This is a genomic window from Bacillus sp. Xin1, from assembly GCF_013314535.1.
In the GTDB taxonomy this organism is placed as follows: domain Bacteria; phylum Bacillota; class Bacilli; order Bacillales; family Bacillaceae_G; genus Bacillus_A.
Genome location: NZ_JABUAE010000013.1, coordinates 58,459 through 83,346, shown reverse-complemented (window position 1 = coordinate 83,346; position 24,888 = coordinate 58,459). Strand labels below are relative to the sequence as shown.

21 protein-coding genes and 1 riboswitch are annotated in these 24,888 nt (G+C 34.6%); of the genes, 17 read left to right on the top strand and 4 right to left on the bottom strand.

Annotated elements, in window-relative coordinates; genetic code table 11:
* Positions 1-20 precede the first annotated feature (20 nt).
* The 4 genes from HRG09_RS13945 (at position 21) to HRG09_RS13930 (ending at position 4,069) form a co-directional block, all read left to right on the top strand.
* Positions 21-467 (top strand): GNAT family N-acetyltransferase, encoded by a 447-nt coding sequence (locus HRG09_RS13945; RefSeq protein WP_174101363.1) that lies wholly within the window; start codon positions 21-23, stop codon positions 465-467.
* A gap of 30 nt (positions 468-497) precedes the next feature.
* Positions 498-842, top strand: coding sequence for a YunG family protein (locus tag HRG09_RS13940; protein WP_174101362.1), 345 nt, complete (start codon positions 498-500; stop codon positions 840-842).
* A 110-nt stretch (positions 843-952) separates the two neighbouring features.
* The gene (locus HRG09_RS13935; protein ID WP_174101361.1) at positions 953-2,260 is read left to right on the top strand and encodes a bifunctional S-methyl-5'-thioadenosine deaminase/S-adenosylhomocysteine deaminase; all 1,308 of its coding nucleotides are present in this window, start codon (positions 953-955) and stop codon (positions 2,258-2,260) included.
* A gap of 183 nt (positions 2,261-2,443) precedes the next feature.
* Positions 2,444-4,069: a peptide ABC transporter substrate-binding protein gene (locus HRG09_RS13930; protein ID WP_174101360.1), complete on the top strand. Its 1,626-nt coding sequence runs from the start codon at positions 2,444-2,446 to the stop codon at positions 4,067-4,069.
* Between the two features lie 277 nt (positions 4,070-4,346).
* Here the strand turns inward: HRG09_RS13930 and HRG09_RS13925 are convergent, their stop codons facing one another.
* Complete coding sequence (locus HRG09_RS13925; protein ID WP_174101359.1) at positions 4,347-5,645, bottom strand: Nramp family divalent metal transporter; 1,299 nt, start codon at positions 5,643-5,645, stop codon at positions 4,347-4,349.
* Between the two features lie 522 nt (positions 5,646-6,167).
* Here HRG09_RS13925 and trhO point away from each other — a divergent pair.
* Positions 6,168-7,142, top strand: coding sequence for an oxygen-dependent tRNA uridine(34) hydroxylase TrhO (gene trhO, locus HRG09_RS13920; RefSeq protein ID WP_174101358.1), 975 nt, complete (start codon positions 6,168-6,170; stop codon positions 7,140-7,142).
* 61 nt (positions 7,143-7,203) lie between these two features.
* Here trhO and HRG09_RS13915 read toward each other — a convergent pair whose 3' ends face one another.
* Positions 7,204-7,665: a YfbM family protein gene (locus HRG09_RS13915; protein ID WP_174101357.1), complete on the bottom strand. Its 462-nt coding sequence runs from the start codon at positions 7,663-7,665 to the stop codon at positions 7,204-7,206.
* 352 nt (positions 7,666-8,017) lie between these two features.
* Positions 8,018-8,563 (bottom strand): GNAT family N-acetyltransferase, encoded by a 546-nt coding sequence (locus HRG09_RS13910; protein WP_174101356.1) that lies wholly within the window; start codon positions 8,561-8,563, stop codon positions 8,018-8,020.
* 234 nt (positions 8,564-8,797) lie between these two features.
* On the opposite strand from HRG09_RS13910, the gene panE reads away from it, so the two are divergent.
* Positions 8,798-9,730, top strand: a complete 933-nt coding sequence (gene panE, locus HRG09_RS13905) for a 2-dehydropantoate 2-reductase (RefSeq protein WP_174101355.1) — start codon at positions 8,798-8,800, stop codon at positions 9,728-9,730.
* A 258-nt stretch (positions 9,731-9,988) separates the two neighbouring features.
* A complete protein-coding gene (locus HRG09_RS13900; RefSeq protein ID WP_174101354.1) occupies positions 9,989-10,369 on the top strand; it encodes a hypothetical protein in 381 nt (126 codons plus the stop codon).
* Between the two features lie 88 nt (positions 10,370-10,457).
* On the opposite strand, the gene HRG09_RS13895 is transcribed toward HRG09_RS13900, so the two are convergent.
* Positions 10,458-10,586, bottom strand: a complete 129-nt coding sequence (locus tag HRG09_RS13895; protein WP_174101353.1) for a hypothetical protein — start codon at positions 10,584-10,586, stop codon at positions 10,458-10,460.
* A 144-nt stretch (positions 10,587-10,730) separates the two neighbouring features.
* A riboswitch (cyclic di-AMP (ydaO/yuaA leader) is annotated at positions 10,731-10,876 on the top strand.
* Positions 10,877-11,022: 146 nt separating this feature from the next.
* On the opposite strand from HRG09_RS13895, the gene HRG09_RS13890 reads away from it, so the two are divergent.
* The 10 genes from HRG09_RS13890 (at position 11,023) to deoC (ending at position 24,816) form a co-directional block, all read left to right on the top strand.
* Positions 11,023-12,849, top strand: coding sequence for an APC family permease (locus HRG09_RS13890; RefSeq protein ID WP_174101352.1), 1,827 nt, complete (start codon positions 11,023-11,025; stop codon positions 12,847-12,849).
* A 685-nt stretch (positions 12,850-13,534) separates the two neighbouring features.
* A complete protein-coding gene (locus tag HRG09_RS13885) occupies positions 13,535-15,019 on the top strand; it encodes a sensor histidine kinase (RefSeq protein WP_254610077.1) in 1,485 nt (494 codons plus the stop codon).
* Positions 14,982-15,656: a response regulator gene (locus HRG09_RS13880; protein ID WP_174101350.1), complete on the top strand. Its 675-nt coding sequence runs from the start codon at positions 14,982-14,984 to the stop codon at positions 15,654-15,656. Before HRG09_RS13885 ends, HRG09_RS13880 begins: the two co-directional genes overlap by 38 nt.
* A 219-nt stretch (positions 15,657-15,875) precedes the next feature.
* A complete protein-coding gene (locus HRG09_RS13875; RefSeq protein ID WP_174101349.1) occupies positions 15,876-16,982 on the top strand; it encodes a hypothetical protein in 1,107 nt (368 codons plus the stop codon).
* Positions 16,983-17,020: 38 nt separating this feature from the next.
* Positions 17,021-18,121, top strand: coding sequence for a hypothetical protein (locus HRG09_RS13870; protein WP_174101395.1), 1,101 nt, complete (start codon positions 17,021-17,023; stop codon positions 18,119-18,121).
* Between the two features lie 799 nt (positions 18,122-18,920).
* Positions 18,921-20,081 (top strand): non-hemolytic enterotoxin subunit A, encoded by a 1,161-nt coding sequence (gene nheA / locus HRG09_RS13865; RefSeq protein ID WP_174101394.1) that lies wholly within the window; start codon positions 18,921-18,923, stop codon positions 20,079-20,081.
* A gap of 51 nt (positions 20,082-20,132) precedes the next feature.
* Positions 20,133-21,341 (top strand): non-hemolytic enterotoxin subunit B, encoded by a 1,209-nt coding sequence (gene nheB / locus HRG09_RS13860; protein ID WP_174101348.1) that lies wholly within the window; start codon positions 20,133-20,135, stop codon positions 21,339-21,341.
* A gap of 183 nt (positions 21,342-21,524) precedes the next feature.
* Positions 21,525-22,613 (top strand): non-hemolytic enterotoxin subunit C, encoded by a 1,089-nt coding sequence (gene nheC / locus HRG09_RS13855; protein ID WP_174101347.1) that lies wholly within the window; start codon positions 21,525-21,527, stop codon positions 22,611-22,613.
* Between the two features lie 221 nt (positions 22,614-22,834).
* Positions 22,835-23,782 (top strand): DNA-binding transcriptional repressor DeoR, encoded by a 948-nt coding sequence (locus HRG09_RS13850; protein ID WP_174101346.1) that lies wholly within the window; start codon positions 22,835-22,837, stop codon positions 23,780-23,782.
* A gap of 362 nt (positions 23,783-24,144) precedes the next feature.
* Positions 24,145-24,816 (top strand): deoxyribose-phosphate aldolase, encoded by a 672-nt coding sequence (gene deoC, locus HRG09_RS13845; protein ID WP_174101345.1) that lies wholly within the window; start codon positions 24,145-24,147, stop codon positions 24,814-24,816.
* The last annotated feature ends 72 nt before the right edge of the window (positions 24,817-24,888 follow it).

The window sequence follows — 24,888 nt, the reverse complement described above, 5'->3', positions numbered from 1 at the left end:
AAAGAAAGGGAGAGGGAGAAATGATAGTGAGGAAAGCATCATTAAATGAGGCAAATGAACTAAGTCATATAGCACTAACATCAAAGGCAACTTGGGATTACAGTGAAGAATTTATACAAGCATGTAAGGAAGACTTAACAATTACGGATGATTATATTGTGAATAACTACGTATATGTTTTAGAAAATGAAGGAATAAAAATTGGTTTTTTCTCATTCCAACGTAAAGAAGAAGATGCTCTTGATTTCTTATATTTACATCCAAATTATAAAGGAAAAGGCTATGGGAAACTTTTGTGGCAAAGCGTTGTAGAAAAAGCAGCTGAATTAGGAATTAAGAGTTTTACAATTGATAGCGATCCTAATGCAAAAGGTTATTATATGAAAATGGGAGCGAAATTAATTGGAGAGACACCTTCAACAGTCTTTAAAGGTCGAGTTTTGCCACTTTTACAATATGATGTATAAAACTGATTATACATAGGGGATGCTGAGAAAATGGATGAGTTAGAGGTTGCAGAGATGTACGAAATTTTAATAAAGTCATGGTCAATTGAAACAAGCTCCAAATGGACGATAGAAAATCCAGCAAAAGGACAATGTGGTGTAACATCGCTTGTTGTACATGATTTGCTTGGAGGAGAAATAAAGAAGACGCCAGTTGGTGAGGCTTGGCATTTTTACAATATGATAAATGGCAAGCGCTATGATTTCACAGCAACACAATTTTTTGAAGAGATAGTTTATATGGATATTACTTCTAATAGAGAAGAAGCATTTGCAGACACAAATCAAAGGCAATATTATGCTTTAAAACAGAAAGTGCATATCTTTATGCAGTAGAATTTGTCTGAAATGAAATATCTTTTGACTCTTAATGTCTAATAAGTTACTATAATGGTGGTAACTTATTAAAGGGAATATACTTCATAGAGTCGAGAGGGGAAATACTTTTGAAAACAGCTTATGTAAGCGCTACGATTGCAACGTTAAATGAACAGAATGAAGTGTTTGAAAATGGATATATCATCGTAGAAGATGGTAAAATTATAGAATTACAAAATGGAGAATTTTCTAACCAAGATCAAGTGGATGAAGTAATCGATTTAAAAGGAAAGTGGTTATTGCCAGGTCTTGTGAATACGCATACACATGTTGTGATGACTCTTTTACGTGGCATTGGTGATGATATGTTACTGCAGCCTTGGCTTGAAACAAGAATTTGGCCACTTGAAAGTCAATTTACTCCAGAGCTTGCAGTTGCAAGTACAGAACTTGGTTTGTTAGAAATGGTGAAAAGCGGAACAACAACTTTTTCTGATATGTTTAATCCAATTGGTGTGGACCAGGATGCGATTATGGAAACAGTTCGTAAGAGCGGAATGCGTGCGGCAGTTTCAAGAACTTTATTCAGCTTTGGAACGAAAGAGGATGAAAAGAAGGCCATTCAAGATGCAGAGAAATATGTAAAACGATATTACAGTGAAGATAGTATGCTAACAACGATGGTTGCTCCTCATAGCCCATATACATGTTCTACAGAAATGTTAGAAGAGTGTGCGAGAATCGCGGTAGAAAATCAGACAATGGTTCATATTCATCTTTCAGAAACAGAGCGTGAAGTACGTGATATTGAAGTGCAATATGGAAAACGTCCAGTAGAGTATGCAGCAAGTTGTGGTTTATTTAAGAGACCAACAGTTATTGCTCACGGTGTTGTGTTAAATGAAAATGAGCGCGTTTTCTTAGCTGAACAAGATGTTCGCGTTGCTCATAATCCAAACAGTAATTTAAAATTAGGGTCTGGTATAGCAGATGTGAAATCGATGTTAGAAGCTGGGATTAAAGTTGGTATTGCAACAGATAGCGTCGCGTCTAATAATAATTTAGATATGTTTGAAGAACTTCGCGTTGCAACCTTGTTACAAAAGGGAATTCATAAAGATGCAACGGCATTACCAGTTGAAACAGCTCTTTCACTTGCAACAAAAGGAGCTGCAGAAGTAATCGGTATGAAACAAACAGGTTCCATTGAAGTAGGAAAGTGTGCGGACTTTATTACAATTGATTCATCCAACAAGCCTCACTTACAACCAGCAGAAGAAGTATTATCGCATCTTGTGTATGCAGCGAGTGGAAAAGATATATCAGATGTTGTTATTAACGGAAAGCATATTGTATGGAATGGTGAATGTAAAACTTTAGATGAAGAACGAATTATTTTTGAAGCAAGTCGCTATAAACGAGGACTGAAGATGTAATTGAAATAGAGAGATTGATAAAGAACGCTCTCCTTTTGAATGAAATACAAGAGGAGAGTGTTTTTTTTGTGAATTTTATGTAAAACGAATAAATATTCAATAGAATATCACGACTTTATACTGGTCTTTCTGCTATAATGTATAGCGTTTTATAATATTATTTGAATTTAAGGAGAAAAATTCATGAAGCAGAAAAACAGCCGTTTACTAGTAATTACACTTGTCACGTCCTTGATTTTATCGGCTTGTAGTGCAGCGAATAAAGTTAATAAAGAGGCTCAAAAACAAGTGTTAAACGTAACAGTATCAGAAGAAATCCCTTCTCTTGATACAGCGAAAGCGATGGATGGTACATCCTCACATGTGATGCAAAATATATTTGAAGGATTGTATGTGATGGATAATCAAGATAACCCCGTACCTGGTGTGGCGAAGTCATGTGAGAAAAGTGAAGATGGGAGAAGATATACATTTCACTTGCGTAAAGATGCAAAATGGTCAAATGGGGAATCAGTAACAGCGCATGATTTTATTTTTTCTTGGCAACGGACATTGAATCCTGAAACAGCATCTCAATATGCATACATGCTATTTTATATAAAAAACGCAAAAGAAATAAATACAGGTACATTGCCTACTGATCGGCTAGGAGTAAAGGCTTTAGACAATTATACGCTAGAAGTACAATTAGAGAAGCCTGTTCCGTATTTATTACAATTATTAGCATTGCCTATTTATTTACCACAGCATGAATCATTTGTGAAAGAACAAGGAAATCGTTATGCATTAGAACCAGATAATCTTATATATAATGGAGCGTTTGTGCTTGAAAAATGGAAGCATGAACAGGAATTTCAATTAAAGAAAAATGATACATATTGGGATAGAGAGAAGGTGAAGCTAGATGAAATAAACTTCCATATTGTAAAAGATACCATGACAGCTGTAAATTTATACGAGTCTGGTACTCTTGACCGTGTGCCTATTAATTCTACATTTGTAGAACGATACAAAAACAACAAGGAGCTACATGTATCAAGTGAGTCAGCTATAGCTATGCTGCGATTTAACGAAAGAAATGCTTCACTAGCAAATAAAAAAGTTCGTCAATCTATTTCTTTAGCACTGAATAAAGAGGAACTTGTAAAGCATTTTATAAATAATGGTGCAACTCCTGCGCGAGGTCTGATTCCAAAAGGATATAAAAATGAAGCAACTGGAACGGATTTTAGAAAGGAGAATGGGAATATTGCTAGATATGATTTGCAAAAAGCAAAAAAACTTTGGGAAGACGCTAAAAAAGAACTTGGCACGGAAAGTGTTACAGTTGAGTTCTTGACATTTGAACAAGATAACGCACAGCGTATAGCAGAGTATATAAAAGGAGATTTAGAAAAGCATTTACAAGGTTTAACGGTACAGATTAAACCGCAACCATTTAAGCAAAAATTACAGCTTGAACAAACTGGGCAATATGATATATCTATGGTAGTATGGGGACCAGATTATAAAGACCCAATAAGTTATTTAGAATTGTTTACGACAGATAATCCGAATAATAAGATGGAGTATTCCAATTTTTATTATGATGACCTTATAAAGAAAGCAAAATATGATATTGTATTAGACCAAAAGAAAAGATGGAAGGCCTTACAAGAGGCGGAGCAAATAGTATTGGAAGATGCTGCAATTGTGCCGCTTTATCATACAGGTTCAGCATATATACAGAAAGAATATGTAAAAGATATTGAGAAGCATCAATTTGGTGGGGTGTATACGTATAAAAATGCTTATTTAAGCGAGAGATAGATGAGATAAAAAAGCTAAGGCGTATGTGTCTTAGCTTTTTTGCTATTAGTTTAGAGATAATACAAGTTATGGAGAATAAATTGTGTATTTCAAAGTTCTAATCCTATAGCCATGTTAATATAAAGTGGTGGAATATATTTCAAATAAACATTAAAGAGGATGAACTATAAATCAAAAATCTATATTAATCGTAGATGACGATAGAGATATTGTTCAATTAATTAACGTACATTTGAAACAAGAAGATCTCATCTACATTTGGATGAGATCTTCTTGTTCATTGACCAGTAAATGTCTGATACAGTAAGAAAATATTTAAGGTAATAACGAGCCCAGCAATTAGCCAAGCAATTACGTTTGTAATGCGATGATTCACTAGCACACCCATAATCTTTTTGCTACTTGTAAACATAATAAGAGGTACTAATGCAAATGCGATACCAAATGATAATACAACTTGACTCATGACAAGAGCATGAGTTGGATTTACTCCTAAAGCAATAATAACAAGAGGCGGGATCATAGTAATAAATCTTCTTAAATATAAAGGAATATGCATACGGATAAATCCTTGCATAATAATATCACCGGACATTGTTCCGACAGAAGAACTGGATAAACCAGCAGCTAACAATCCGATTCCGAAAAGGCTAGCTGAGACAGGGCCAACTAAGTTGCTAAACTCATGAAAAGCAACAGCTAAGTCTTCAACGTGTAATCCGTTTTTGAAGAATAAGGCAGCTGCTACAATTAGCATACTTGCATTAATTGCTCCAGCAATCACCATTGCGATAATAATGTCAATAAACTCAAAACGGAAAATCTTTTTGCGTTGCTCATCAGTTGTGCCTACTACACGACGCTGCGTTAAAGCGGAATGTAAATAAATTGCATGTGGCATAACTGTCGCACCTAATATCCCAGCAGCGAGTAGGATACTATCTACCCCTTGGAAATTAGGGATAAATAATCCTGAAAGTAGAGGGCTTAATTCTGGTTTCGCATAAAATACTTGTACACCAAATGCAACAACAACAATAAAGACCATTCCTGTAATAACAGCTTCTAATGGACGGAAGCCTCTACGTTGAAATTCAAGTATAATGAATGAGCCAACAGCAGTAATGAGAGCAGCCGGCAACATTGGGATACCGAATAGTAAATATAGACCTAAAGCAGCCCCGATAAACTCAGCTAAATCAGTGGCCATGATAACAAGTTCGCCTTGTATCCATAAACCAATTGAAATAGGTTTTGGAAAGTGCTCACGAGCGACTTCAGGAAGGTTTTTTCCGGTAGCAATCCCGAGTTTCGCTGAAAGAGATTGAATTAATACCGCCATTAAATTAGAAGCGAGAATGACCCAAAGTAATAAATAGCCATATTGCGATCCTGCTGCGATATTTGTAGCGAAATTTCCAGGATCAATATAAGCAACGGATGCGATGAATGCTGGGCCGAGAAAAGGTAATAATCTTTTGATTCCTTTCGTTTCACCACTTAAAGTGAGGTGAGCGGATTGGGCTGTAGTACTTTGAAGAGGTGCTTGTTCCTCTTTTGTTGTAGCTTTATTCATAGTAGTTTCCCCTTTTGTTTCTTAGCTTGCTGCAATTATTGTATTTATTCTTATTACTTATTTCAATACATTTAGATATTCTAGTTGATATTTTCATTTGAACACAATTGTTTCCTTGGTGCAAATTATATGCCTGATTGCAATAAAAGGTGTGCTCGAAATAACTATGTAACAAAAATAAATAAACCAGCACATACAGTTATAACTTCTATGGTTGTGGGAGAATAAAGAGAATTTACCTATAATATGGAATGGAAAAACGTATTTTTTAATTGTAAAATAGAGCTCGCAGCATATTAATTGCTGTAAACCAATTTGTATGTTATATAATATATTGGGATTACATTACAACCGTATTGGATTGTTGTGTAATCTCGTTTTTCATTTGCGTTAACTTCTGGGAAAACATTGTAAATAGGAGAAGAGATTTGAACAAATCTTTTCTCATTCTTATATGTTCCGATATGATCGTTAACTTATACATGATTTTAAAATATTGAATGAGATAGGTGGTAAAAATAAATGTTAAATACAAAACCATACAGAGTGTTGCTATATTACATGTACACTACGATTGAGAATCCTGAAGAATTTGCTGCACAGCATTTAGAATTTTGTAATTCACTTGAGTTAAAAGGAAGAATTCTTGTAGCAGAAGAAGGGATTAATGGCACTGCTTCAGGTACTGTTGAACAAACAGAGAAGTACATGGAAGCAATGAAGAATGATCCACGTTTTGACGGTATCGTATTTAAAGTAGATGAAGCAGATGGGCATGCGTTCAAAAAAATGCACGTACGTCCTCGTTCAGAGCTTGTTACACTTCGTTTAGAAGATGATATTAATCCGAAAGAAATGACAGGGAAATATTTAGAGCCAAAAGAGTTTTATGAGGCGATGCAACAAGAAAATACAGTTATCATTGATGCACGAAATGACTATGAGTTCGATTTAGGACATTTTAAAGGTGCAGTTAAACCTGATATTCACTCTTTCCGTGAATTACCAGATTGGATTAGAGAAAATAAAGAAGTTCTTGAAGGTAAAAAAATCTTAACATATTGCACAGGTGGTATTCGCTGCGAGAAGTTTTCAGGCTGGTTAGTCAGAGAAGGTTTTGAAGATGTAAGTCAGCTTCACGGCGGGATTGTAACGTACGGAAAAGACCCTGAAGTACAAGGGGAACTATGGGATGGACAATGTTACGTATTCGATGAGCGTATTGGTGTACCTGTGAACCAAAAAGAACATGTAATTGTTGGTAAAGATCACTTTACAAATGAGCCATGTGAACGATATGTAAATTGTGCAAATCCAGAATGTAACAAACAAATTTTATGTTCTGAAGAAAATGAGGCGAAATATTTACGTGCATGTTCACATGAATGCCGTGTACACCCACGTAACCGTTATGTGAAGGAACATGAGTTAACAGAAGAGCAAGTGGCTATTGCGTTAGCAAAAATCGAAGAAGAAAATCAAGTGAAATTAGGATAATCGTTTACTTTAATAAAAACGGATCTTCTCGTAAAAGAGAGGATCCGTTTTTCATTTTTATTTAGCTAATGAAAAAAATTACACATTGCTTGTTTAATACAGCTTGTTTATATAGACCTTTAATTTCTAAAAAGTAGCTATATGTATATTCGAATATCTCATTGGGGTCATCATCTTCAACAAGTGGATAAAGTTGTTCATCCATCAAATCTTGGAAGTTATACATTTCTTTGAAATCAGGTTCTCTTAAATCTTTTATTGCCAAATAAGCTTCTTCGACTTCACTAGCTGTAAGGTAAAACGTACCGAGAGAATCGTTATTGATGATGGAATCATTAAGAGGTACAACATGTCCAAGTGGTGGTTCGCCGCCGCCAATCTCACCGCATAAAATAAAATGAAGTAGTTGCCAGGACTTATCGATATCTAAATCAGATTCTTTAAAATAAATATCTAACTCTTTATTTTTGATTTTATTCAATTCTTCATCTGTAACTAATATATACTGTCCAACCATCCCCATAATAGCCAGCTCCTCTAAAGGTTTTGAATTTAGTATATCATTTTTTATGTAGGTATTGATTGAGGGATGGATAGAATAAGTACTTTGAAACCAAGGAGAGGAAAGGGTATTTCAACTAATTTATAAAATATGAGGGAATATAGCTTGCTTCTAGTAAATTAAAACAAGGGAAATGTTTAAATAAAAGAGTAGGCCATAAAAATTTGTGGCCTACTCTTTTTATAATCGTTCATTTAGATGTTAAAACGTAATTGTTAACAGGAGGTTTCTGTGTTGTTTCTTCTTGAAATTTTGATTTTTATGGTGGAAGTAAAGTTTTCGTATTATTGATATTTGTTAAAAAGAAGAGCAGCTACTTACTATTGTTATAATCAAATCTTGTTAAACCGTAAACAACAGTATCTTCATACACTCCCCAGTACAAACAACTTTGTTTAAATGTTCCTTCATGTTTCAATCCCAATTTTTGCATGACTTTAGAAGAGGCGGGATTTTTAGTGAAAGCATCAGCAAAAATACGATTGAGCTGTAATTCTTCAAATGCATATGTAACGATGACTTGACCAGCTTCAGTACAGTATCCTTTACCCCAATATGATTTACCTATCCAGTATCCTAATTCTCCTTTATTATGTTTTTTATTGATAAAAAGGTATATGCAACCGATGAGTATATTTTGTTCATTAACCATTGCAAAGTGAAAACTGTCTCCCTTATCCATAGCTGTATGGGTAGAGGGAATCCACTCTTCTGCCCAGCCATCTGGATAAGGGTGAGGAATAATTGTAGTAGTTTTCGCCACCTCTTTATCTCCTGCTAATTCTTGAACTTTAGGAGCATCATTTAATTCAAATGGGCGTATTGTTAATCTCTTAGATAAGAACATTGGATATTGCATTTTTTCTCATCCTTTCTAATTTATACAAGTCTTTACTAAATGTATAATTCATAAATTTGAAAATTGAAATGTTACTAATCTATTTGTAAATAAAATGATGAATAATATTATATAGTCCTTAAAATGAAAATTTGTTTAAAAGTTGAATTTTCTGTTTGTTCGATAGGTCAGATGTATAATATAGTTATGCTACAAAGAAGTAAAATTTTCATGTTTGGAAAAGAGGAATTTTATATGCGTATTTTAGTATTAGGAGCTGGTGGAGTCGGTGGATATTTTGGGGGCCGTTTAGTAGAGAAAGGGGAAGACGTTACTTTTCTCGTTCGTAGTAGACGAAAACAGCAATTAGAAGAAAAAGGTCTCGTAATTCGGAGTGCTAATGGGGATTTTTCATTTCAACCGAAATTAGTAACGAAAGAAGATGTCGTTTCTCCATTTGATGTGATTCTATTTTCAACAAAGGCATATCACTTAAAAGAAGCAATAATAGATTTGAAGCCGTTTGTAGGCGATCATACAATGATAATCCCATTATTAAACGGTATTGCTCATTTATCACATTTGCAACAGGAGTTTGGTGAGGAAAACGTAATGGGTGGCTTATGTTTTATAGAGACAACTTTAAACGATGAAGGGGAAGTTGTACAAACTAGTGCTGCTGATAGACTTGTATTTGGAGAAATAAAACACCATGATTCAGCAAGAGCAAAAAAAATTGCTAAAGTATTAACGGGAACGAAAGCGAGTTTTGTTCTAAGTGAACATATTTTACGAGATATGTGGCATAAATATTTATTTATTTCAGTAATGTCAGGTGTGACGACGTTAATGCATGCACCGATAGGACCGATTCGCGAAAGTGATGGTGGTCGCGATTTTATTCGAAGTTTATTTGAAGAAGCAGCACAGATCATGAGGGGATTTGGAGCTCTGATTCAGGAGAATATTGTTGAGGAACATATGAAGACAATTGATAAAATTTCTTATGATATGAAGTCATCTATGCAGCGTGATATGGAAAAAGGTTCGTTCATTGAAGGGGAACATTTACAAGGATATTTATTAAAATTAGCAAAACAATTTTGTATCGATGCACCGTTATTAAAAGTGGTTTATCAAAACTTAAAAGTATATGAAGAAATGACTTTAAATAAAGAACCGGTATAGTTTTTGTAGTACCGAAATGAGTGAAGGATAGAAAAAGTATAATTACTTTTTCTATCCTTTTTGTATTTGGCGAGTAAAAAATTAGAAAGAGCATGATTTATTAACAGGATATCATTGAGGTACTTAGATGATATAACGTAATGATTTTAATAATACATTTTTGTGGGAATTTGGTATTTTATTTCTTATACGTAGAGAAAATGGGTTCTAAAAGAAGGGTCCCTTGAAATATAAATGTGTTGGAAAGGAGGGAGAGTAATGACTATAAGTACTTTTTTAGGGTTATTTTGGGGATGGCTCATATTAATTGTATCAGGTATTCTTTTCTTGCGTCCATCGGTGTTACGTGAATTGAAAAGGTTAGTAGTGGAAGATAGAGGATCTGGAATTATGTATGGATTTTTATCAATATTTTTAGGGTTAAGTACCGTAATTTTGCATCATGTATGGGAGTTGAATTGGCAAGGATTTGTTACACTTATTGGGTGGCTTTCGCTCTTAAAGGGAATCTATATTATTGCATATCCTGAACCTTCAAAAAAGACGGATTTTGAAGTGCGTGTATTTTCTACTCGTATAGTACTCGCAATCATTTCTGCTTTAGCCATTTGGATGCTTGTCATAATTTATATGCAATAAATTTTGATGTTTTAAAAATAAAAAGTCTGTTTTTTAAAAAAAACAGACTTTTTTTACTTGTTGATTATTGTATATTTGCCTTAATAAATTACTTATTTCTTTTATTTTCTTGTGAACAATTTCGTTCGTCAACTGTGTTTCCATATAACTTATTAATTTCTATTGTAATTTCATCTAAAAATGTATCCGATAAAAGTGGCTTCTTTTCTTCAGACAAATCAATGCCTCCCAATCTATATTGATAAATATATTCTGTTCATTCATGTAGTGATACCATACATAATCATCATAACCTTTCTATTTCTAAAAAATTTTTGTTTACTTTTTTAAAATAAAGGAGTATTATAATCCACAGTTTCAAATTTCTAAATCGCTGAAACCGCATGGTACGGGGGACCCGTTTTTGTGGATTATTGCATAATCCAAGGGGTGAATCCTTGAAAAAGGTAGGGCTACTCATAGGCCCGAATCCGACAGCTAACCTCGTAAGCGTTATATTGAGAAGGAAGGTGGAGCTTGTGCGACAAAAAATTTAATGTCTACAAGTCTATTTGTTATGGCTTGTAGACATTTTTTTATGTTCTGAAAAGATAGTTTATGAGCTTTAGCTAGCAGAGAATTGTTCGTACAAAATTATTGGAGAGTGGACAGCAGTGGTTTCATCTATAAAAAAGTTTTTAATTGGACGACCGTTAAAATCAACCGAATTAGGAGAGCAAAAACTTAATAAAACGAAAGCGTTAGCAATTTTATCCTCTGACGCATTATCATCGGTTGCATATGGTCCAGAGCAAATTTTAATCGCTTTAGCGAGCCTTGGCGCAATAGCGTTTTGGTACTCTATTCCAATTGCGATTGGAGTATTAGTGTTATTAACAGCTCTTATATTATCTTATCGACAAATCATTTTTGCCTATCCTCATGGAGGAGGAGCATATGTAGTATCTAAAGAAAACTTAGGAGTTAATCCAGGATTAATTGCTGGGGGATCTTTATTAGTAGACTACATTTTAACAGTAGCAGTAAGTGTATCGGCAGGTACAGATGCGATTACATCAGCCTTTCCTAGTTTACATGAGCATAATGTAATTATCGCGATTATATTTGTATTACTTATTACAATATTGAATTTAAGAGGAGTAACAGAGTCAGCTTCTGTTTTAGCATATCCAGTTTATTTATTTGTTTTAGCATTATTTATATTAATTGGAGTAGGAATATACAATATTGTAACTGGTCACGTTTCACCAAATTTGCATACGCCAATTGGAACACCAGTTGCTGGTATTAGTTTGTTTTTACTGTTAAGAGCATTTGCATCAGGTAGCTCTGCTTTAACAGGTGTTGAAGCAATTTCTAATGCAATTCCAAACTTTAAAGATCCAGCTCCTAACAATGCAGCAAAAACATTGCTTGCGATGGGGGCTTTACTGGCTATTTTATTTTCAGGGATTGTTTATTTAGCTTATTATTACGGAATTACTCCTAGCAAAGAAGTAACCGTAGTTTCACAAATTGCTGAGCAAACATTTGGACGGAATTTTATGTACTTTTTTATACAAGGTACAACAGCTTTAATATTAATTCTTGCTGCTAACACTGGCTACTCAGCATTTCCTTTATTAGCAGTTAATCTTGCGAAAGATAAGTTTATTCCAAGGATGTTTACGATTAGAGGGGATCGATTAGGTTACTCGAACGGTATTATCATACTTGGTATCGCTTCTATTATTTTAATTATTGCGTTTCAAGGTCAGACAGAACATCTTATCCCGTTATATGCAGTAGGTGTATTCATTCCGTTTACGTTATCTCAAACTGGAATGGTAGTAAAATGGATACGTGAAAAGCCACAAGGGTGGATTTTGAAATTAACGATTAATTTAACAGGTGCAGTTATTAGTTTTATTGTTATGAGTATGTTCTTTTTAACGAAGTTCTCACAAGTTTGGACAGTACTTGTTTTCTTACCAGTTATTATTTTTGTGTTTCATCGAATTAAGAAACATTATGATGCAGTTGGCGATCAATTAAGTCTTAAAACTTGTGAATCAATTGTTCCGATTGAAGGGAATGTAATTATCGTTCCTGTAGCCGGTATGACTCATGTAGTAGAAAATTCATTGAATTACGCAAAGTCTCTTTCACCAGATCAAATTATCGCTGTATATGTTGCATTTGAAAGAGAAGATGAAAAGAAATTTGAAGAGAAGTGGAAGAAATGGCAGCCTGAAGTAAGGCTTGTTACATTGCATTCTCACTATAGAAGCATTATTCAACCGCTAACAAAGTTTATCGATACTGTGCAATATAAAGCAAGTGAGTCAAATTATCGAGTTACGGTAGTCATACCTCAGTTTATACCAAAGAAAGGTTGGCATAACATTCTTCATAATCAATCCAGTTTACTAATTCGTGCGTATTTACTTTATCGAAGAAATGTTGTGATTACGACTGTACCGTACCATTTGAAAAAATAAAGATTATAGAACAAGCAATTTCTAAGGTAGCTTTACTTATGTAGAGCTACCTTTTTTTACAAATAAGTTTTATATCTTATCTTTGTATATCCAATCCTTATGCTAAATTTGGTATTTCGAAACTTTTTACCACTTCAAAAGTTATTCTTTCTAACCTTGTTAAAATTCCTATCTGTTTACTTTCACCAATTCTTTGAACGACCCTGGTTTTTAAAATGATTATCTACATTTTATGAATATCTTTAATACTATTAATACAATAAAGATATATAGTTTTGGATTTTTCTTTAAGGAGATTATTCCAAAATTGCATTTTCTACATCTACATTCTTCATTAGGTAAAAGGATGTAGTTTATATATGCTTCTCCATACCAATCTACATTTTTAAGAAGTAATGATAAGACGGAAAAGAATATGGTTTATAGAAAAGCGAGGAGAGGATATACTTGGGCACAAATAATTTTAAGAGTATGCCAGGAAATCTTTGATTTATCAAGAAAAATTAAATTTAAAATGAATTATATAAAGAAGTCTCTTGAGGGGAGGAATATTAAATTACAAAACATATCATATAGTGGGGAGTAGGTTTTAGTAAATGTTGAACAATACAATGGTCACTACATTTTCGATTAGGAAGGAAAGAACATGAAATTTCTATCTCGTTTTGTCCGACATTTCCATCGTTTGCAGTGGAAACTGACTTTATTTTATGTGTTAACAACCATTGGCGTTCTATTGACACTCGAAGTGATGGGCTTTCTTATTTCGCTTAGTCTAGTGAAATATAATGCGGACCAAATGTTTGAACAACAGATAAGCATACAAGCCCAAAATATATCTTCTAACTTTAACGGACCATTGATTAATCAAAATCAGCTGAAGAAAGCGTTAGAAGATTGGCCCATAGAAGTAGGGACTGAATTCGATGGATTTTCTGTGGTGACTGATCCAAATGGGAATTTACTTGCAAGCGCTGGAGAGAATGTGCCTCAGTTTACTGATTTTAAAGCAGAATTCCCTGCGAAAGTTTATCAAAATATATATACAGCTCTGTCACTGAAACCATCCGAAGCACGTAAATTAAAAACATATAGCTATCATAAAGGTGGAGTTTTCTATATTGTTGCTCCGTTATCTAATGAGAAAGATGTTCTTGGGGTATTAGTAGTTAAAGCAGAAAACATACATTTTTCTTTGGTCGATTTTTGGAAGGCTACTTTTCAGTTTTTTGGATTTAGTATTTTAGCTTTCTTTATTGGTGCAGTAATTGTTGGTATTACTTTTGGAATTATCACGTCTCGAAGTCTCGTTCGTCGTATTCAAAAGATATTAAACGCTACAGATCAATGGAGTCAAGGAGATTTCACAACATTTGTGCAAGATCCTTCAAAGGATGAATTGGGGCAGCTGGCACGCAAGCTGAATCAGATGGCGAAACAACTACGTACCTTACTTAAAGTGCGGCAAGACTTAGCGACCCTCGAGGAACGCAATAGATTAGCTCGTGAGCTACATGATAGTGTTAAGCAGCAACTGTTTGCTACATCAATCTGGCTGAATACTAGTAAATCCCTTATCGGAAAAGATGATGACAGCGCTAAAGACCATTTGTTAAAAGCAGAAAATGTGTTACATCAAACGCAGCGTGAGTTGAGTGCATTGATTCAGGAATTACGTCCTATTGCACTTGAGGGGAAGAATCTTGCACATGCATTAAAGGATTATATGGAGATGTGGCAAGAACAAACGGGTATCATGGTCAATTTGGAGACAAGTGGACAGCAACAAGTATCCCCTATTATTGAAGAAACATTTTTTCGCATCACACAGGAGGCACTGAATAATGTTGCACGTCACAGTCAGGCAAATATAGTAATGATTCATTTAGATTGTGAAGAAGTTGTAACTCTTTCTATTTATGATAATGGTTGCGGGTTTGATATTCAAAGAATAGATCGACAAGGAGTAGGTTTGTCTTCTATGCGTGAACGGATTCATATGTTAAAGGGGCATATTGATATCCAAAGTGAGATAGGGAAAGGTGTGAAAATTACCGTTCAATGTAAACAAGCAGATATTCGAGAAGATAACAATCCGAATGCTAATTGCAATTCAGAAGAGGTGGTAGAAAATGGGGAAAGAAGATCCGATTTCGATTTTAATTGTTGATGATCATGCAATTGTAAGACAAGGATTGAATACTCTGTTCACAATTCAATCTGACTTTCATGTAGTTGGAGAAGCAAAAGATGCTGAAAAGGCTACGGCTCTAGCTGCTGAACTTGTGCCAGATATCGTACTAATGGATTTAGTGATGCCAGGTATCAATGGTGTAGAGGCGATTCGAAGAGTTAAGCAAGTTAGTCCTCGTTCTCAAGTGATTGTGTTGACTTCATATCATGAGGATGAGTACATTTTTCCAGCATTACGTGCAGGAGCAATATCATATGTACTTAAAGACATAGAGCCTAATCAATTGGTTGAAACGGTAAGGAGAGGTGTACAAGGCGAATCCATTATGCATCCACGGGTGGCTGCACGGGTTGTTAATGAGATTCGTGCTACGAAACAGACATCTCCAAATCCATTTTCCGAGCTAAGTGAACGAGAATTGGAAGTATTACGATTGATTGCTAAGGGGCTTACGAATGCTGAAATTGCTGAAGGGCTTTTCATTAGTGAAAAGACAGTTAAAGGCCATGTTAGTAACATTCTAAGTAAGCTTCATATGCTTGATCGTACGAAAGCTGCGGTTTTTGCCTGGGAACAAGGGTTTATGCGTCCGAATCAGGAAAAAAATTATTAATATAGATTAGAAAATTTCTTATACCAATTCCATTACGCGGAATTGGTATTTTTATTTTGCGATATTTCCAGTTTGTTAATCTACAACTTTGACTATGAAAATTCTTTTCTAAACGGACCTCTAGAACTGTTTATAAACAGTTCTAGAGGTCCGTTTCAAATTGCCCCTTTTATCATAATATGAACTTACTCATCAATATACAGTAGGGAGTTGAAGAATATGGTTTTTAAATTAAATCATATACGACGGTCGATTGATCACTATTCACAAAATACATTGAAAGATGGGAGGGGAAAGCGGAAAATTTTGCTATCAAATTGGCATCGGTGGATTGCCTATATAACTGCAGTTTGGTCCTTCTTCTATGGATTTCTGGGGCTTTATTGGGCTTTAGGAGGCGCAGGATTCCCTTTTGGTGAAAATGATTCAAGAGGGTTTATGATGGGATCATTTTTAGCAAACATACAATCAGATGTAGGAGGAGTGACAATCGCTTGCATCGGAGGAATTGGATCGATCACTGCATTGGCTACAATCCGAATGTGGGGAAAGATGATTCCGCGGGCAGTCCTGCTCATTTTCGCATGGATAATGTGTATCACTCTAGTTATGGTAATTCCTGATGTCCGGGTATTACAGAATTTCGCTTATTCATTCATGCTACATTTTCAACTCATCGATTGGCCTGTAATAAATCAACTTTTATGTATGGTAGGAGGATTTTTATGGGGAGCGACAGCCTTGGCTTATCAGCGGCGGAGCCGGGAAGCATGTGAGAATTGCGGGCGCCAAAAGGAGACTCAAGACACATCAATTGCCGGAAACAGTTTTGGGAAATATGCAACCTACATTGCTATCGTTATGGCACTTCCTTATGGTATTGTCCGCTTAGCGTGGGCTGCAGGGATTCCATTGGGAGTGAGCGATGCAGCAGCAACATTAATTAGCAATCAATCATTTACGGAACGTTTGATAGAGGCAGTACTTGGTGGATTACCAATATGCGGTGCTATTCTTACATTGGGACTTATCCAAAAATGGGGAGAAAAGTTTCCTCGTTGGTGCCTTTATTTGGCTGGAAAACGTGTTCCTATTTGGTTCGCGGTGATACCAGCAACATGTGCATCTGTTCTTATCACTCTTGCAGGATTAAAAATAAGTCCTATTATCATTTCAAAAATATTGAACGGTTCCATCAATACTGGAAATTGGGGAGAATTAGGGCCTTCACTATTTTGGCTTCCATGGGGAATAGCATTAGGGCTAGCAACCATTGCTTATTATCTAAGAAGGCGGGGACAGTGTAAATATTGTAGAAGGTTTTAGTATTATAACTTTCTAATAGAAGGAGTTGTTCTTTTGTGATGTTAAATACTGAGAAAAAAAACGAAACCGGAATTCATATTTTTAGATGGTTATCATTATGGCCCCAATGGATTGGGTATACTGCGGGTGCTTGGTCATTGATGTATTTGATATTAGGTCAGTATTGGGCGTTGGGAGGAAAAGGTTTTCCACTTGGGATAGGGGATCCACAATCTGAATACTCAATGCTAGCTGGTTTGAGCCCTGAGAGCGGTGCACCTATGATGGTTGGATTTGGAGTAATGGGAGTCATTGTAGCTGTCATGATGATTCGTGGTTTAGGTAATGGAATTTTACGAATTATATTACTCGCGTTTGTGTATATGTTAGTGGTAATTCTACTATTCGCAGTTATTGACTACCGTGTTTTAGTGACTGTAGCATATGGAATTGTATTTCTGGTTGGAGCGCCATTTGATTTTCCGCATGGAGTGAATTTCTTTGAACAGATGATGTACTGGACGATTGTGAATCAATATATTAGTATGCTAGGAGCCTTTTTATGGATTGCTACTGCTTTAGCCTACCAACGCCAAACACGAAATGCTTGTCTGTATTGTGGCAGAAATAGTAACCCTTCTAAATGGACATCACAATCCTCAGCAGCATCTTGGGGAAAATGGTGCACTTACATTGCCATTATAATTCCTATCTGTTATTCCATAACAAGATGGTGTTGGGCGATAGGTATTCCACTGGGAACTACTAAAGAATTACTTGATTCTTTTGAACGTGATTCACCTGGAATTTGGTTAATGGGTGCATCCTTGGCTACAGTAGCACTTGGAGGGGCAATTCTTACGCTGGGACTTATTCAGCAATGGGGAGAAAAATTTCCACGTTGGTTTCCATTTATTGCTGGTAAGCGTGTACCTCTTTCATTAGCGATTATTCCAGCTTCACTGGTTTCCATTATGGTTACTTCAGCTGGCTTGATGTACATCCGGGGTTTTATTAATAAAGGGGGCTTAGATCATAGGGGATGGGCATTAGAAGGTCCCGAGTTATTATGGCCAATCTGGGGAATAGCTCTATTTGGCGCTACGATTGCTTACTACTATCGTAGGCGCGGTACGTGTAAATATTGCAAACGGTTATAAAGTGAAACTTTAATCAGTGGGGTTTTCTTCAAGGGAGAAAAAGTTTTAAAGTAAGGAAATCTGTTTTGTGAAAAGAGTGTATGCATAATTGCATACACTAGGGATAATTATCTCGATATAATTATTTTCGTGGAAATAATTATAAAGATAAAGGTGCTTTTCAATGAAAAGTACTCTTATTAATATTTTATAAAGTTAATGTTATTTTATATTGAAATAAAGACAAAAAGCCTATGGAGTAGCGAAAGAAAAAATACTCCTTTACGATGAAAAATAGCTGTGTTTAAATGATGCTACAGTATAAAACTTGAATTTAAACACAGCTATTTGTTTCATATTTTTATTGGTGAATAGTGAAAAATGAATAATATTTCTGTGTAGCAAATGTAATGTATAAATGGGATTTTTCCTCTCTGTTTTATAGGGAATTGAAAGTATTCTCATGATATACAGTTCATTCAGTGAATAAAGGTATGATGAATAGCTCATATGATTTATTTAAAGTTCAATATACTACATTGTGAATCTAATGGATTGAAAGAGGTGGATATAGTAAAGTATGATTTTGTGTTCTTATTAAGATAATGTTGTTAAATGAATCAAACAAGTAAGGATTGAAATCGCCAATAAGCAAATATAAAAACGAACAGTTAGAAATAGGGTTTACACATATTGGAAAAAGGTTTAATAGATATTATGAGAGCGTTTCCTGGATTTACCTGCTTGATAAGGGATACATAAAGAAACAAAAAATTTATATGAAATATAATTGGATACTAATACATTAGGAGGAGTTAAAGTGAAAAAAACTTTAATCACAGGCTTATTGATTACAGCAGTATCTACAAGTTGCCTAACGCCAATAAGTGCTTTTGCGGAAAGTAATCAATCTGAATTTAAACAAGCAAGTGCTCAAAACATAACGGTTAGAAATACATTATCTAATTCGATAAGAGCTTTAGGATCAAACACTCCTTTAATACAAGCTTACGGATTAGTTATATTACAACAGCCAGATATTAAAGTAGATGCTATGAGTAGTTTGACAAATCATCAAAAGTTCGCAAAAATGAATGTCCGTGAATGGATTGATGAATATAATCCGAAGTTAATGGACTTAAATCAAGAGATTATGAGGTATAGTACAAGATTTAATAGTTATTATAGTAAATTATATGATTTCTCCGGAAAAGTGAATGAAGATGAACAAGCAAAAACAGCTTTTGTAAGCGGTTTTGGTAAACTTCAAAGTCAAGCACAAACGATTCAAGATAACATGGAACAAACTTTATTGGATTTAAATCGTTTCAAATCCTTATTAGTAAAAGATAGTGGGAGTTTATCTCAACAGGCTGAAACAGCAATCCAAGCATTAAAGGGTTCAAATGGAGATATTGCACAGATAAGAGCGGATATTAAAAGAATTCAAGAAGAGATTCAAGCAGAACTTACAAAGATTTTAAATAGACCAAATGAAATTATTAAAGGCTCTATTAATATTGGGAAGCAAGTGTTTACAATTACGAATACAACAGCCCAAACAAAAACGGTAGATTTTGTATCAATTGGATCTCTTAGTGATGAAATTGTAAATGCTGCGGATAGTCAAACAAGAGAGGCTGCTATTAAAATTCAGCAGAAACAAAAAGAATTAGTACCACTTATTCAAAAGTTATCACAATCTGAAATTCAAGCAACGGAAATTATTTTTATTGAAGATCAGGTGAAAAGTTTTGTGGAGCTAATTAATAGACAAATTACTACTCTAGAATACTTGGTAAATGATTGGAAGGCACTGAATGAAAATATGCTTCAAATGAAATCGAATCTTGAAACAGGTGTCTATACTGATAGTGGTACGCTTCAAAGACAATTCAGTCAGCTTAAAAACGTAAGTGATGAGATGACTAAACAAACAAAGCAATTTGAAGATTACGTGACAAATGTAGAGGTACATTAAATATAAGCAGGCGTTACATCATAATAATCAATGATATAGGGAGAGAAAAAAATGACAAAAAAACCTTATAAAGTAATGGCTCTATCAGCAATCATGGCAGTAGTTGCAGCAGGTAATATCCTGCCAGCACATACTTATGCAGCGGAAAGCACAACAAAACCAATTCCAGTTCATGCTAGTGTAACAGATGCATCTGATAAATATTCTGAGTATTCATTAGGACCAGACGGCCTTAGAGCTGCGATGGAAAAAACAGGTTCAAATGCTTTAGTAATGGACCTGTATGCGTTAACGATTATTAAACAAGCTAATGTTAATTTTAATGGTATAACGACTGTTGATGATTCTTTAAAAACAAAAGTCGTTCATCATCAAGATGTTGCTAGAGGAAATGCAAATCAGTGGTTGGATACAATTAAACCACAATTGATTTCCACGAACCAAAATATTATTAATTATAATACGAAATTCCAAAATTACTATGATACTCTAGTAACAGCTGTAGATAATAAAGACAAAGCAACACTAACAAAAGGACTTACAAGATTATCTACTAGTATTACAGAGAACAAAGAAAAAGTAGATAAGTTAGTGGAAGATCTAAAAAAATTCCGAAATAAAATGACAGCAGATACGCAAAACTTTAAAGGTGATGCAAATCAATTAACGTCTATTTTAGCAAGTCAAGATGCTGGAATCCCACTTATGCAAAATCAAATCACAACGTATAATGAGGCGATTGGTAAATATAACGCAATTATCATTGGATCATCAGTTGCAACAGCTTTAGGTCCAATCGCAATTATTGGTGGAGCAGTTGTAATTGCTACTGGTGCAGGTACTCCATTAGGAATTGGGCTCATTGCAGGTGGTGCAGCAGCAATTGGAGGGGGAACAGCTGGTATTGTTTTAGCGAAGAAAGAACTTGATAATGCACAGGCAGAAATTCAAAAGATAACAGGGCAAATTTCACAAGCTCAATTACAGGTAGCTGGATTAACGAATATTAAAAATCAAACTGAGTACTTAACGAATACGATTGATATAGCTATTACTGCACTGCAAAACATTTCAAATCAATGGCATACAATGGGGAAAAAATATGACTCTTTACTTCAAAATGTTGAATCTATTAGCCCTAACGATCTTGTTTTCATCAAAGAAGATCTAAATATTGCTAAAGATAGCTGGAAAAATATTAAAGATTATGCTGAAAAGATTTATGCTGAGGATATTAAAGTAGTAGATACAAAAGCGTAATAAACCACTAATGCTTTATATAGAGATACTTGACAGTTTTTTCTGATATATAAAGTATGTGATGCAGGTCTCCTGTTCAATTTTGAGCAGGAGATTTTTAATCTCATTATTCGTGAGAATCGTTGAGATAAAGAAGATTTTAGTTAATAAAAGTTTCACTTTATACAAAAAGTAGGTGGAGATATGAATAAGAGGTTTTATAAGAAAATCGTGTTGTCAATGATGGTTCTTGGGGTTACGACAAGTAATATCGTACCACTTCATCCTCTTGCAGCAGAACAAAAAAGTCAAATGCATTCATTACAAGAAAGTGAGAAGAACTATTCCCTTGGTCCTGCTGGATTCCAAGATGTAATGGCGCAAACAACATCTAGTGTATTTGCAATGGATTCGTATGCGAAAACAATTCGGGATCAACAAGAAACAGATTTGGGTAAGATAAGTTCGATAAATGGTGATTTAAAAGAGAATATGCTCAAGCATCAAAAAGATGCAAAAGTCAATGCATCTTTTTGGCTAGATGAAATAAAACCTCAAATTATGAAAACAGATCAAAATATAGTGGAATTTAACGGAACGTTTCAGTCTTATTACAGCAGTCTAATAGCAGCTGTTGACCAAAAAGACAGAGAAAAATTGAAATCTGATTTAGGAAAATTATACAATATTATTTTGACTAATCAGAGCGAAGTGGACAAGCTATTAGAAAATCTAAAAACGTTTCGAAATAGAATGGCCGAAGATACAAAAAGCTTTAAAGATGATTCAAATCAATTAACAGCAATTTTGGCAAGTACGAATGCTGGAATTCCACTTTTAGAGCAGCAAATCAATACTTATAATGATTCAATTAAAAAAAGTAATGATATGCTGATTGCAGGGTCAGTGCTTTGTGCGGCGTTAATTACTTGTCTTGCCGGTGGACCGATGATTGCTGTTGCCAAGAGAGATATTGCAAACGCAGAGAGAGAAATCGGAAATTTAAAGGCAAGAATTTCCGGGGCGCAGACAGAGGTAGCAATTTTGACCGATGTGAAAACTAAAACAATAAATATGACGGAAACAATTGATGCAGCTATTACTTCTCTTCAAAATATTTCAAATCAGTGGTATACAATTGGTGCTAAGTATAATAATTTGTTACAAAATATAAAAGGTATCAGTCCTGAGGAGTTTACTTTTATTAAAGAAGATCTGAATACAGCTAGAGATAGTTGGCAGGATGTCAAGAATTATACAGAAAAATTACATGAGGATGTAAAAGTAAAATAAATAGAGAGTAAAGAAAACGTATATGTTGTAGTAAGAAGAACAAAGAGAAGCTTGTTGGTGAAAATTTTCACGCTATAAATCGGTCATTTTGAAGTGATTTATCCTTGGGAAGTTGGCTATTAATTCAGATGGTCGAATTTTCAGGAATAAAGCGGTATAATGCTTGTAAGTACAATGCATGTAATGTTAGAAAATATAGAAAGGATACATAAATAGTTATTATGGATAAAGAGAAACAACAATTAAGCGTTGAAGTTGCAAGATTATACTACCAATCAGATTATAGCCAACAAGAAATTGCAAACAAGCTGAATATTTCAAGACCAACCATTTCAAGACTGTTAAAATATGCAAAAGAAAAAGGGTTTGTTCAAATTCATATAGCGGATCCATTTGCTGATTTAGATAATGTAGGAAACTTACTTAAAGAAAAATATAATTTATTAGAAGCACATGTCGTATTTTCTCCGGTACCAGAGTATGCGACTATTACGGAATATATTAGTAAGTATGCTGCTGAATATATGGAGAAGACTGTTACAAATGGTGATATCGTCGGTGTGAGCTGGGGAACAACTATGTATGAGATTGCGAGAAAAATTGTGCCGCAGCATGTAAAAGGGGTAGAGGTTGTTCAATTAAAAGGAGGCATTAGTCATTCAAGTGTTAATACGTATGCAAATGAAACGATTGCCTTATTTGCGGATGCCTTTCAAACAACACCACGAAACCTACCACTTCCAGTTATATTTGATAACGCAGTTACAAAGGAATTAGTGGAACAGGATAGACATATCCACCATATTATTGAAATGGGAAAACAAGCGAATATTGCAATTTTTACGGTTGGAACTGTTCGAGATGAAGCTCTATTGTTTCGATTGGGTTATTTAGATAAAGAAGAAATGAGTTTATTGAAAGAACAAGCTGTCGGTGATATTTGTTCACGTTTCTTTAATGGTGAAGGTAATATTTGCAGTGAAGAAATTAATCAGCGTACAATTGGTATTGAGTTAGAGGAGTTGCGCTTAAAGAAACGCTCCGTTCTTGTGGCTGGGGGTTCTAGAAAAGTAAAAGCGATAGATGGTGCGTTAAGCGGGGGATATGCGAATGTGTTGATTATCGATCAACATACTGCAAAGGAGCTTTTAAATTATAAAAGAGATTAGAAAAGAAGGTTTCTCAAAAGTATAGATTTGAGAAACCTTCTTTTCGTATATGGCTGTGCAATATATGCGCTTTTCAATAAAAATTTCATGATGAAATAATGGTTGCATAAGAAATTTGTGAAATAGATTTTTTTATCCCGCATTAACGGGTAGTAAAACTCCCACTGATTAAAGTTTCACTTTATGAATGAATTTTGTGTTTTATGAGGGAGCTGTTAATATGACAGCTCTCTTTTTGTGTCAATTTTTAAAACTTATTTCACTATCTCAAAAAAATGTTGAACATAATTTCAAAAGTGTGTTTACATTTGTTCAAAGTGGAGTTAGAATGAAGTTGTTAAAAGATATGAGGAGTGAACAAAATGAACATTGCAAAGTTAATTGATCATACAGTTTTGAAACCAAATTCTACAAAAGAAGATGTTATGAAAGTGATTGAAGAGGCGAAGGAATACAATTTTGCTTCTGTTTGTATTAATCCTACATGGGTAAAATTAGCTGCTGAAGAATTAGCAGGACACGATGTGGATGTTTGTACAGTTATCGGATTCCCTTTAGGTGCAAATACAACTGAAACAAAAGTATTTGAAACAAAAGATGTAATTGCAAAAGGTGCAACTGAAGTAGACATGGTAATCAATGTCGGTGCATTAAAAGATGGCGACAATGAATTCGTTGAAAATGATATTCGTGAAGTTGTACAAGCTGCAAAAGGAAAAGCACTTGTAAAAGTTATTATTGAAACTTGTTTATTAACAGATGAAGAAAAAGTTCGCGCTTGTGAATTATCTGTAAAAGCTGGAGCTGATTTTGTAAAAACTTCAACTGGATTCTCAACTGGCGGAGCAACTGCTGAAGATATCGCATTAATGCGTAAAACAGTTGGACCAGATGTTGGTGTGAAAGCATCTGGTGGCGTTCGTACACGTGAAGATGCAGAGAAAATGGTTGCAGCTGGAGCTTCTAGAGTTGGAGCGAGCGCTAGTGTTGCAATCGTATTAAATGACGAAAAAGGCGCTACAGATAACTACTAATTTACAAAAAATAGAAAGCAATAGATACACAAAATGTTATAGAGCATTGTGTATCTATTGCTTTACTAATTG